Raw genomic sequence first — 12,710 nt, forward strand, 5'->3', positions numbered from 1 at the left:
TGTGTTGATAGCCCGCGGCGATGGCGGTCACGCCGCTCTGCGCCGCCGCCGGCACCGTGCACTGGCCATATGCGTTGGTTCCCCAAGCCACCACGTTCCCATCCTGCTTGAGCGCCAGGCTGTGGTCGCCGGTCGTGGCGATGGCCGTGACACCGCTCCGTGCCGCCACCGGCACCGTGCACTGGCCGTAAACGTTGTCCCCCCAAGCCACCACACTGCCGTCCTGCTGGAGGGCCACCGAGTGGTATCTGCCTCCCGCGACCTTGGTGAAAGGGACGGCAGGGGTGGTGAGTTCACCCGGGATCGGGGCATAAGAGGTGCCGGAGAACACCCAGGTGCCGCCTTCAGTCCCGGCGGCTCCGGCCTTTGCGACGGCGAAGCAGGTGAAAGCGACGATCGCGAGGTGACGGAATTTCAGAGCGAAGAAAATCCCGCGGCGGGATGCGAATGGCTCTTTGTTCATGATACCAGAGGAGTTGGTTTTAGAGAAGAAGCGGCTCGTCTCGTTTAATGCGCATCCAGCCGGAAGAAGGCCGCGGCATCCGTTGGGCTGAACTCGAACTCGATGTCGCCCGCGCCATTCACCGAGACCCCTGCCGGGCTGGCGGGGAAGTCCGAGTAACTTGTTAGATTCGTCGACTTCTGCCAGTCGAGGGTCAGCTTGACCTTGCCAGTGGCCGGATTGCGGGGAATGAGGGTCTTGCCGGGATGCAGCGCTTGGATCTGCGCTGCGGTGTAGAGACCTGCGCTGGGCGCCCCGGTGATCAGCGCGCTGACCAGCGCCGCTTGGTTCACTTGAGGATCGAATCCGAGCGCCGCCATCTGGATTTCCGCGGCGTCACTCAGGCCATCCCCATCCTGATCCAGCGGCGGGGGTGTGCCGAGATGATAGAAGGTCGCGCGGTCGAAGGAGTTCGACACCATTTCACTGACACCGTTGAGAGCGTCCGCTGGCACTACGGTCGCGCCATTGCCATTGTAACCCCAGGCCACCACGCTGCCATCCTGCTTGAGCGCCACGATGTGATCTCCCCCGGCGGTAATGGCGATGACTCCGCTCTGGGCCGCGACCGGCACCGTGACGTCCACAAAGGCTTGGCCGTCGTACGGCTTGCCCCAGGCTACCACACTGCCATCCCGCTTGAGGGCGGCAGTGAGATTGCTACCTGCTGCGATGGCCATGACCCCGCTTTCCGCCGCTGCCGGTACCGTGACCTGACCGTGAAAATTGTCTCCCCATGCCAGGACCTTGCCGGCCTGCGTGAGAGCGACCGTGGTGGAGTTGCCTGCGGCGATGGCGGTGATGCCGCTCTCTGCCTCTGCCGGTACCGTGGTCTGGCCGGCGGAATTGCTACCCCAAGCCACGACTTTGCCAGCCTGCGTGAGGGCCACGGTGTGGGCATAGCCTGCGGCGATGGCGGTCACGCCACTCTGCGCCGCCACTGGCACCGCGTTCTGGCCGTATAGGCCCCAAGCCACGATGCTGCCGTCCTGCCTGCGGGCCACCGCGTGATCGCCACCTGCGGCGATGGCGGTCACACCGCTCTGCGCCCCCGCTGGCACGGTGGTCAGGCCGTAGCTGCTCTTGCCCCAGGCCACCACGCCGCCATCCTGCTTGAGGGCCAAGTCGAAGCCAAAGCCCGCGGCGATGTCGGTGACGCTGCTCCGGATGGCCGCCGGCATAGCGGCTGGTGTCCCGGAGGATCCGGCGGAGTCGCTGTATGTTCCCCAAACGACGACGCTGCCGTCCTGCTTGAGGGCCAAGGAGTGTTCGCGGCCCGCGGCGATGGCGATCACGCCGCTCTGCGCCGCTGTCGGCACACTGTTGCCGGGACCGTAGCCCCAAGCGACGACGCTGCCGTTCTGCTTGAGGGCGAGCGTATGCTGGCCACCTGCAGCGACGGCGATGACGCCGCTCTGGGCTTCCGCCGGCACAGTGGCCGGCGTCTGCTGGCCCGTGCCGTAGAGATAGAATCCTTGGATCGCGACCGTGCCGTCTTGCTTGAGGAAGACCTGGTGCTGATGGCCCGTGGCCATCGCGGCCACGCCGGTTTGAATGGTGGACGCCGCCCCGTTGGACCAACTCACGACGCTGCCATCTTGCTTGAGTGCCCAGCTCGTATCCCCGCCTGCCAGGATTGCGATGACGCCGCTCTGCGCTTCGGGCGGGACCGGTGGTGGTGTTGTGCTGTAAACTTGGCCCCAGGCCACGACGCTACCATCCTGTTTCAAGGCGAGGGAGTGACGGCCGCCCGCGGCGACCGCAATCACACCACTCTGCGCCGCCACCGGCACCGTGGTCTGACCAGAGGTGTTCAGACCCCAGGCCAAGACGCTACCGTCCTGCTTGAGGGCCAGGCTGTGCTTGTAGCCGGCGGAGATGGCGGTGACCCCGCTGTTCGCGGCGGCCGGCACATCCAGTTGGCCGTCGTATCCGGGACCCCAGGCCATGACCTTGCCGCCCTGCCTGAGAGCCACCGTGTGGAGATCTCCTCCGGAAATCGCGGTGATGTCGCGATAGGGAAGGGCGATGTTGTCCGGAACCACTATCTCCTGGTAGCTTGAGCTTACCCAGTCGCCGGTGGTGACGGCATGGGATCCGCTGATGGAAGCGGCGAAGCAGGCGCAGGCATAGACCGCGAGGGGAGGGAGCTTCGCTGCGAGGGAAGTGCGGAGGCCAGTGAAGGCCCCGCCAGCTTGCCGGGATGATCCACGGCTCAAGGTAACAAGGGTTTTGATCATGGTGCCTGGAGGAGTAGTTTTGGAAATGGAACTTGGCTTCTGTCCCTCACTTCACATCGAGGCGGATGAAGGCCCTTGAGCCGGGAGGATTGAACTGGCCGCGAGCCACGCGCAGGCGCAGGCGGCGGAGCAAGCGGGCCTCAATCCTTGCCGGAATGATCCTCGCCCAAGGGCGAGGAGGAGAAGGGTTCTGGACATGGTGCCGAGGGGGTGAACCCGGGTGAGATAACTCAGCGGGCATTAGCGCGGTGACGAGATAACACAGTCGTTAGAAAGCGAAAGTCCGAAACGCCGCAGCGGGGAGCGGGTCGCGACCCTTGAAGGGGCAGAGGACAGCGCAGATGTAGGCGCGGGAAGGATTGCGGCCCTCACCATGCGCCCCGACGTAACGATATTTTCACCGAATCTTCACGGCCGTAGCCCGCTAAAGTCGGGGAAAGGCCCACCTGACCGGCCGCCCCGCCTTCGGGCTTTTTACTTAATATCCCATGAATGTCGGAGAAGCTTGCGGTTTTTTTAAAAAACCCCGATAATGCCGCGCATCGAAGCGCAAGAGGCAAAAAAGGCGGCCAACCCCTACCGACAGATCCTGCGCCGGCGTGTGCCGGAGCCGGTGCTGGCGCTTTTGATGTTCCTCATGGGGGTGTGGCTTTGGGACAACCACTTTGCGCAACGCCCGGCAGATGAGCCCCGCTATGGGGAGGAATCCTGCCGGATGGCGCTGATCAAGATCGACCGCGACCTGCGGATTGCGGAGTCCACCACGGATTTCCCGCCGCTGGTCCGGGCGGCTTTGGGAATCCATGACCTGAAGGCGACCTTGGATACCTCGGTCCACTCCTTGGCTACGCTCGGGACCGAGAATGCGCTGGATGTGGAAGGCGGCTATGCCCTCGCGATTCTCAACGCGATCCGCCAGGATCAGGATCCCGTGATGGGTCCTTTTGTGGATCCGCGGCTGCCGGGCCCGCCCGACCCGCGAATCATCATCGCACGGGTGGCAGATGGCCGCGATAGCTGGTGGGACCGCCGTTATCTGGTCGCTTTCGGCAACCGCGGAGCGACCGAGATCGGGCTGAAGCCGGAGACGGCGGAGGAAGACTCACGCAACCGCGAGCTGGTGCTGCGGGCGACAGTGGCGCGCGGGATGGTCTGGGTTTTCGCCGGGGTGGGCCTGCTCTTCCTGCCGCGGACTTTGGCGGCCTTCGGGCGGGCGATGAGGTCGCGGACCGGCGGCTATGTCGGGCGCTGGCCGATGGGGGTGGGGCTGGCCATTTTCTTCCTCGCCTACCTGGCCTCGATCGGTTTCCAGATGGTGCTGAACGGCGTCATTTCCGGCCAGATCACCGGGCAGGTCATCTACCTCGAGCCGCCGGTGCTAGCGGTCCTGGATGCGGCTACCCGGCTGCTGCCCGCGCTGGTCGCCTTGGGCTTCCTGTTCCGCAAGGGCGGCCATGCCACCGGCCGCCTCGGACTCTTTGCGAAGCCAGACCTGTTCCTGATCTTGGGCACCTTCGCGCTGCTCACCGGCGTCGACTACGCGCTGAAATACCTCCTCGCAAACAAGATCCAACTCGATCCTACCGGCGGTCTGAGCGGCGAGGAAGCAGGCTGGTGGGGCTTGGGCCTGGCGCTGATTTCGGCCTGCCTGGCAGCTCCGGTGGCAGAGGAAATCCTCTACCGCGGAGTCCTGTTCCGCTCGCTGGCCAACAAGCTGCGGGTGCCCGCCGCCACCCTGTTTTCAGCTCTGGTCTTCGCGCTCGTGCACTTCTACGATGAGTATGGCCTGCTCTCGGTCGGCTTCGTCGGCATCGCCTGCGCCCTCTGCTTCGCGGCGACGGGCAATCTGGCGACGGCGATCATGCTGCACGTGCTCTACAATTTCGCGATCAAGGTGCCGGAGTGGATCGTGTACCACGCGCCGCTGTAAGATCGCTAGGCCATCCTTCCTCTGGCCAAACCGGATTTTGCGCGTTATCCCCTGAGCAACCCACGATGAGTTCTCAGTCCTTTGAAGCCCCGACCTTGGAAGCTCTTTCCGAGCTGCTGCCGGCCTACGAGTTCACGGCCTTCATTGCCCAAGGAGGCATGGGAGCGGTGTACAAGGCCAAGCAACGGGCCCTGGACCGTGATGTGGCGGTGAAGGTGCTGCCGCGCGAACTGGGTGATGACCCGGATTTCCGCCAGTCCTTCGAGACGGAAGCCAAGGCGATGGGCCGCCTGAATCACCCGAATCTGATCGGGGTGTACGACTTCGGTGCGATCGACGGCATGCTCTACATCGTGATGGAGTATGTGAACGGCAAGTCGCTCTACCACTCCGCCTACAACATGGCGGTGGATCCAGAGCAGGCCGCCGCGATCGTGAAGGGCATCTGCGATGGACTGGCCCACGCGCATGAGAACGGGGTGATCCACCGCGATATCAAGCCGGCGAACATCCTGCTCAACGAGAAGATCATCCCGAAGATCGGCGACTTCGGCCTCGCCCGGCCCCATTGGGCGGAGGGTCCCGGCCTGATCATGGGCACGCCCGGCTACACCGCGCCGGAGATCTACGACAATCCCGAGCACAGCGACCGCCGCACGGATATCTTCGCGGTGGGCGTGATCCTCTACGAGTTGATGACCGGCCAGCGCCCCGAGGAAACCTCGGACCTGCCGTCGGCGATCGTGAATTGCGACAAGCGGCTCGACGCGATTTTCCAGAAGGCCACCGATATCAACCCGGACCGCCGCTATGCGACCGCGGAGGAGATGTCTCTGGACCTGGCCACTTGGGCGAACAAGGAGCCGGAAGGCACGCCGCTGCGCACGATGCAGAAGCCGCCGGTCCGCCGCCAGCAGGTTGGTGCCGCCCCGATCGCGCATACGGCCCCGCGCCGCCGCCCGGGTCCGGCCCCGGTGGTCGTGCAGCAGCGCCGCAAGAAGAACGAGACCGACTGGGGCATGCTGCAGCATATCCTGATCGTCATCGTCGTCCTGATCGCGGTGTATTTCCTTTGGAAGAAGTTCGACGAGGTGAAGAAGGAGAAGAACGCCCCGCCGCCCGCGAAGGAAGAGCAGGTGGATCCGGCTCCGGGGGGCAAGACTCCTCCGGCACCCGCGCCGGCTGCGGGCACGCCGCCGACACCGGCACCCAAGCCGGGAGAGAGCCCGGCTCCCGCGACGCCGCCGAAGGAGTGATGCGTTTCTGCCCGGGGGCTGCGCTGCGCTGCGCGTTTTTGCAAAACCGTGCACGCGGTTTCCCGGCTAAAGGGGTTCCAATAGCCAGGCCGGGGCTTTTCTGATACCTGCCCCGGCGGGGTTCCTCCATGAGTGCAGATTTCTTTGAAGCTCCCGAAGTCGATGTTCTGGGCGGGATGCTTCCGGCCTACGAAGTCCAGTTGCTGATCGCCAAGGGCGGCATGGGAGCCGTGTACAAGGCCTGCCAGCGCAGCCTGGACCGGGATGTGGCGATCAAGATCCTGCCACGCGAATTCGGTGCGGACCCGCAGTTCCTCGCTTCCTTCGAGACCGAGGCGAAGGCGATGGCCCGCCTCAATCACCCGAACCTGATCGCGGTCTACGACTACGGCGAGGTGGCGGGCATGCCGTACATCGTCATGGAGTACGTGAACGGCAAGTCGCTCTACCACTCCGCGGTCAATCTGAAGGTCGAGCCCGCCCAAGCGGTGGGAATCGTGAAGGGCATCTGTGATGGCCTGGCCCACGCGCATGAGAACGGTGTGATCCACCGTGACATCAAGCCGGCCAATATTCTCCTCACGCCGCGCGCGGTGCCGAAGATCGGCGACTTCGGCTTGGCCCGCCCTCTCGATACCGATGGCGAGGGTCTGGCGATGGGGACTCCCGGCTATGTCGCGCGGGAGGTGATCCATCATCCGGAGAAGGCGGACCGCCGCTCGGATCTCTTCGCGCTGGGAGTCGTGCTTTATGAGCTGCTGGTCGGCAAGCATCCGCCGTACGACAGCACCCCACCGGCGTCCACGCTGTGCAGTTGCGATCCCGCGCTCGACCGCATCTGCGAGAAGGCGATGAACCCGCTCGCAGAATTGCGCTACCAGACCGCGGAGGAGATGTCCGCGGCGCTGGACGGGTGGTTGCGGCATCACGCTTCGGGAGCTCAGGCCGCGGCATCGCCAGCGGCGCGGGCATTTGGCGGTCCACGTCCGATTGTGCCGCCGACCGCGGGTTTCTCCCGGGAGAGCCGGCGCCGCGCTTCTTCATCCGCTGCGGTCAAGGGCATGGTCATGTTGGCCGCGGCGATCGTGGTCGCCGCCGTCGGCTGGACGAAGTTCAGCGACAGCCAGCGGGCGAAGGAGGATGCGCTCCGGAAAGCGCAGACGCAGACGCCGCCTCCGCAGCAGGTCGCTGAGAAGACTCCGGAAGCACCGGTGAGCCAAGACACTCCGCCGGAGAAATCCGCGCCGGAGCGGGTGCCGGCACCCCGCGGCGAGCGCACGCTTGAATCCCTGGCGCGGCTGAAGTCGGCACTGGTGGCCGGTGACCGCGCGGAGATGCCGGCGGGCAGCGTGAAGCTGGGAGATGGCTATTTCATGGTGATGCCGCAGCCAATGTCCTGGGGCGCGGCTTCCGCCTTTGCCGCGGAGTACGGAGCGCATCTCTTCGTCGCGAAGACGGCCACGGACTTGGAGAAGCTCACGCTGCTGATGCCGGCGGGCGTAGATGGTGCGGAGACAGGCGTATGGCTCGGCGCGGGCAGCGCGGGAGTGAAGTACCAGTGGTCCTGGGTCGATGGCTCGCCGTGGCAAGCCGAGATGAAACCGGAAGGCGCGGGCAGCTACGTGATTCTCGATGGCAAAGGTGAGCTGCGGGCCCGCGAGGCGAACGATCGCTATCCCTTCGCGATGCAATGGCGGGAAGACGGCAAGAATCCCGCGGCACTCGCCGAGATGCTGGCCCGCACCGGTGATGCGATCAACGCGGGCACACCGCTCTATCCGCCCGGAACCTTGGAGCACGAAGGCAGCCGGATCTTCATCGCCACCGCCCCGATGAGCTATGGTCAGGCCGCCGAACTTGCTGCCAGCGCGGGCGGCAAGCTGATGGCCCCCGCCACCAAGGAACTGGATGAGTGGCTCGCGAAGAAGTTGCCCGCCGACGATTCCGGTAGTGACGGCTTCTGGCTCGGCGGCACCCGTGCGGAGGGGGCGTGGGCATGGGCCACTGGCGAGCCATGGGAGTACACGCGCTGGATCGATGACTCCGCGAGTGAAGGCCCCGGCGACAAGCTCAAGCTGATCCCCGGCCAAGCTTGGGCGGGTGATGCCGCGGATACCACGGCGGCGGGCTTCATCATCGAATGGCCGGCCGCGGGGAAAGCCCTCGCTTCCGGCGCTGCCCACGCCCAGGAGGAGACCCCCAAGGCCCCTGAGGTGGAGCTTCCGCCCGCACTGCTAGAGCTGGAGGCAAAGGCCAAGCAACTGCTCGAGGACCTAGCCAAGGAGCGCGACAAGGGCCTCGCCGCGAACGTCAAGAACCTCAACTGGGAGTTGGACAACTGGCTCAGCAACCTCAGCAAAAACGAGGTCAACGCCTGGCGGCGCGATGTGAACTTGCTCAAGCAAGCGGTCCGCAAGAACCGGATTCCGCAGAAGCTCGGGAACGGCTTCAGGATGTCCCAGCCGATGTCCAAGATCGCCACCTACTGCACGGAGAAGCAGGCGGCGATCGACGCCGACTTCGATTCCAAGGCAATCAAGATCCGTGACTCTTATGTCACGCGCATGATGGCGGCCCGCGACGGGGCCGCCCCGGACCTGGCAGCGGCCATCCAGCGCCGTATCGAGATCGCCAACAAGATGGAGCCGTGGCTGGAGGGTTTCGGCGTGCAGGGCACCAAGCAACTGCAGGCCGGGGGCTTCCGGATTATTTCCGCGACCTATGCGACTTGGGACAAAAGCGCCGATGTCACGGAGCGGGTCCGGGAACTCCTCGTGGAAGAGCACCGCGCCTTCCACGTCGGCCCGGGCGAACTGAAGAAGGATCCGAACCCCGGCTGGAACAAGCGCCTGACGGTGACCTACGAGATGAATGGCGTCCGCGGCAGCAAGCACTGGGGCGAGAACGCCAAGGTGGGTCCCGAGGATTTTTTGCCCGCCGAATAAAAAGCTATCTTTTGTAGCGCTGATGATAGCAAAACCCGCGCCCCCGCCGGGAGGCGAGGGGAGTCCGCTGTTCGATGAACTTTACGTGAAAATTACCGTCGCGCGCCAAGAAATCGTGTTCGGCGGTGTCTAAGTAAGGGTCGTCCGCAAAACTTCATGAATATTGCGGGGTTATGCATCGTTACGAATTTGCGGCATTTGTTCCAATCGCCAATCCCCGGGTTTCTTGTTAAGTCGCCACACGTTTTTCCATGAGTGCAGAATCGTTTGAAGCTCCCTCCTTCGAGCTCCTGGCCGAGTTGCTTCCGGCCTATGACTTCGAGGCTTTCATTGCCCAAGGCGGCATGGGTGCCGTCTACAAGGCGCGGCAGCGCAGCCTTGATCGCGACGTCGCGATCAAGATCCTGCCCCGCGAACTCGGGGAGGATCCTGAGTTCCACCTGTCTTTCGAGACCGAGGCGAAGGCGATGGCCCGCCTCAATCACCCGAACCTGATCGGCGTGTATGACTACGGCGACGTGGACGGCATGCCGTACATCGTCATGGAGTTCGTGAACGGCAAATCGCTGTTCCACTCCGCCTACAACATGCAGGTGGACCCGGTGCAGGCGGTCACGATCGTGAAGGGGATCTGCGATGGTCTGGCCCACGCCCACGAAAACGGCGTGATCCACCGCGACATCAAGCCCGCGAACATCCTGCTCAATGAGAAGGTGGTGCCGAAGATCGGTGACTTCGGTCTGGCACGCCCGGCCGATGTGGCGGGCTCCGGCGTGGTCATGGGCACGCCCGGCTACGTAGCCCCGGAGGTGCTGACCCACCCGGAAAAGGCGGACCGCCGCTCCGATCTCTTTGCCCTCGGCGTGGTGCTCTATGAGCTGCTGATCGGGCGCTGCCCGCCCTTCAACAACTACCAGCCGCCGGCCTCGACCGTCTGCGGCTGTGACGTCGCCCTCGACCGCATCTGCGACAAGGCGATGCATCCGAACGCCGCGCTGCGCTATCAGAGCGCGGAACAGATGTCCGCGGATCTTGAGGCGTGGCTGCGCAAGGCGTCCGCGCCTGCAGCGGCCGCTCATGCTTACGCGCCGCCGGCTGGCCCGCCGCGCCGTCCCGCGGGGATGCGCAAGGTCGCGGGTGCCGCTCCCGCGCGCCAGCAGTATTCCGCTTCGAACAGCGGTGGCTCGGGTGGCATGGCCAAGGGCCTGCTGATGCTGGCCGCCGCGATTGCGATTGGCGCGATCGGCTGGTCGAAGTTCCAGGCGGGTGAGAAGGCAAAGGAGGAAGCCGCCGCCAAGGCCCAGGCGGATGCCCGCAAGCAAGCCGCCGATCAAGTGGCCAAGGACGCCAGCACCAAGACCCCGGACAAGGCAACGACTGGCAAGGGCGGCCTGCCGAATGCCAATGATGCCACGGCTTCAGGTGGTTCGCTCGAATCACTGGAGAAGCTGCGCTGGGATCTGGTCGCCGGTAAGCGCGAAAAAATGCCGGAAGGCACGGTGAAGCTGGGTGCGACCCACTTCATGGTGATTCCCACGCCGATGACTTGGCTCGCCGCGCAGGCCTTCGCCGAGAAACACGGGGCGCATCTCTTCGTCGCGGAGGATCAGAAGCAGCTTGAGCAGGTGTCGATGCTGACGCCCAACGCGGAAGCGGGTGCGGAGGCCGGCCTGTGGATCGGTGCCGGCAGTGCCGCTGACTCTTGGTCGTGGATTGACGGTGCCGCCTGGCACCTCGACGAAAAGCCGGAGGGCAAGGGTGCCTACGCGATCGTCGATGCGAAATCGGCGCTGCATGCCCGCGACGCAGCGGACCGCTATCCTTTCGCGATCCAGTGGGAAGCGGATGGGATGAATTCCGCGGCGCTGCCGCTGGTGCTTGGCCGGGTCGGGAAATCGATCGAGGATGGCAATCCGGTTTTCCCGCCGGGCACGATCGAATACAAGGGCCACTATGTCTTCCTCGCCATGGGGACGAGCAGCATCCAGAAGGCTGGCGAGATGGCCGGGAAAGCCGGCGGACATCTCATCTTCCTCGATACCGAGGAGAAGACCCAATGGCTGGCCGACCACCTGCCGCAGGATGGCATCAAGGACGGTCTCTGGGCCGGGGCGGTGCGCCAGGATGACAAGTGGGTCTGGATGAATGGCGAGGCGCTGGATTACACCCGCTGGCGGGATGAAGCCCAGCCCACCAATCATGGCGGCGTGCTGAAGATCGGCCCGAACGGCGATTGGCTCAGCGCCTACTCCGGCGACCCGGCTTCCGGATTTGTGGTCGAATGGGATGTTGCTCCGGGCGATGACAAGGCGGATCCGGGCAAGCCGGAGAACGTGCCGGCGGCAGTGGCCGATCTGGAAAACAAGGCCAAGGAGTTGCTGGCGAAACTCGTCCAGGATCGCGACAAGGACCTTGCCACCAATGCCAAGACCTTCGCCTGGGACCTCGATGGCTGGCACAAGAATCTCAGCAAGAACGAGCAGTCCACCTGGAACCGCGATATCTCGATGCTCAAGGCGCTGGTGAAGGACAACCGCGTGCCCAACGGCGTGGACGCTGCCAGCGGCATCCGCCTGTCCCAGAACATGGCCAAGATCAGCGAATACAGCCTGGCCAAGCAGAAGACCATCGATGCGGCTTTCGAAGGCAAGGCGGACAAGATCCGTACGCCCTATGCCACCCGCATGGCGGATCTTGCCAAGAAGCTGGCCAGCGATGGCGATGCCAAGGGTGCGAAGGTGGCGGAAGGCCGCGCCGCCGACGCTGCGAACCTCAAGGAGTGGCTGGACGCAATGCTTGGTGGCAGCAGCAAGGAAGAATCGGCGAACAATCGCACCGCCAGCACGACCATTTCCTCTCTGTCCTCCGGCAAGTCCGGCGCCGTCGGCAACACTTCGATGGCCGGCCGTTGGGTCTGGATGTCCAAGGACATCGTGACCATCGAAGAGAGCGGCAAGGCCCAGGCTGAGAAGGCGGGGCACAAGGGCCGCTGGGTGGCAGTCGATGGCGACGATGCGCGCTACACCTTCACTTGGCAGAACGGCGAGTTCACCGAGACACTGACGCTCTCCTCCGATGGCATGGAAATGACCGGCAAGAACAACGTCGGCGACAAGGTCACCGCTTGGCGCATCGTCAAGGGCAAGGACCCGATCGTCGATGGCTGGGCGTGGAACCCGAGCTACTGCGTCTTCCGCGACGATCACACGGTCCGCAAGGGCAATGACTCGGGCACTTGGACTCTTACTTCCACCGACGACGAAGTCCGCTCCTACACCGTGAAGTGGAAGTCTGGATACGAGGACAAGATCACGCTCAAGGGCGACGACGATAGTTTCAAGGGCACGAACAACAACGGCGAGACGATCAACGGCAAGCGGATCCCGCGCGGCTGATGGAGGTGCTCAGCGGTTGCGCATGGCGTCCGCCACTTGCGCGAAGAAGGGCGAGATGACGGCGCGGGCATTGCCCGCAATCCCGCACTCGTCCATCGCCGCTTCCATCAGTTCGACCCAGCGGTCGCGCTGGGCCTCGCCGATGACAAAGGGGAAGTGGCGCATCCGCAGGCGCGGGTGGCCGCGGTTCTCGATGTAGGTCTCGTTGCCGAGGAAGCGGAACTGCAGGAATTCACGCAGCCGCTGCTCCGCGCCTTCGAAGTCGGCCTCGGGATAGAGCGGGCCGAGCAGGTCATCGGTCCGCACGCGGCGGTAGAAGCCGGCGACCATCGCGGCCAGGCCTTCCGCGCCGACTTCGCGCGCGACGATTTCTTCCATGGATTCCATGGCGGCGTCATCGCAGCGGATTGCGGGATAGGCAAGCGCGGGAATGGACGTTACA

Annotated in this window: 6 protein-coding genes and 1 pseudogene; 4 read left to right on the forward strand and 3 right to left on the reverse strand. The window is 64.6% G+C overall.

What is annotated here, in order from left to right:
• Positions 1-463: pseudogene (locus tag BV071_RS17890) on the reverse strand (hypothetical protein); the annotation flags it as partial.
• A gap of 44 nt (positions 464-507) precedes the next feature.
• The gene (locus BV071_RS17895; protein WP_035610201.1) at positions 508-2,742 is read right to left on the reverse strand and encodes a hypothetical protein; all 2,235 of its coding nucleotides are present in this window, start codon (positions 2,740-2,742) and stop codon (positions 508-510) included.
• Positions 2,743-3,274: 532 nt separating this feature from the next.
• On the opposite strand from BV071_RS17895, the gene BV071_RS33200 reads away from it, so the two are divergent.
• The 4 genes from BV071_RS33200 (at position 3,275) to BV071_RS33210 (ending at position 12,268) form a co-directional block, all read left to right on the forward strand.
• Complete coding sequence (locus tag BV071_RS33200; protein WP_052573515.1) at positions 3,275-4,672, forward strand: type II CAAX endopeptidase family protein; 1,398 nt, start codon at positions 3,275-3,277, stop codon at positions 4,670-4,672.
• A gap of 65 nt (positions 4,673-4,737) precedes the next feature.
• Complete coding sequence (locus BV071_RS17905; RefSeq protein WP_052573516.1) at positions 4,738-5,928, forward strand: serine/threonine-protein kinase; 1,191 nt, start codon at positions 4,738-4,740, stop codon at positions 5,926-5,928.
• A gap of 128 nt (positions 5,929-6,056) precedes the next feature.
• Entirely contained in the window at positions 6,057-8,873 is a 2,817-nt protein-coding gene (locus BV071_RS33205) for a protein kinase (RefSeq protein WP_052573517.1), read from the forward strand.
• Between the two features lie 251 nt (positions 8,874-9,124).
• Positions 9,125-12,268, forward strand: coding sequence for a protein kinase (locus BV071_RS33210; protein WP_052573518.1), 3,144 nt, complete (start codon positions 9,125-9,127; stop codon positions 12,266-12,268).
• Between the two features lie 9 nt (positions 12,269-12,277).
• Here BV071_RS33210 and BV071_RS17920 read toward each other — a convergent pair whose 3' ends face one another.
• Positions 12,278-12,655 (reverse strand): hemin transporter, encoded by a 378-nt coding sequence (locus tag BV071_RS17920; protein WP_035610204.1) that lies wholly within the window; start codon positions 12,653-12,655, stop codon positions 12,278-12,280.
• Positions 12,656-12,710 lie beyond the last annotated feature (55 nt).

The organism is Haloferula sp. BvORR071, from assembly GCF_000739615.1.
Taxonomy (GTDB): domain Bacteria; phylum Verrucomicrobiota; class Verrucomicrobiia; order Verrucomicrobiales; family Akkermansiaceae; genus Haloferula.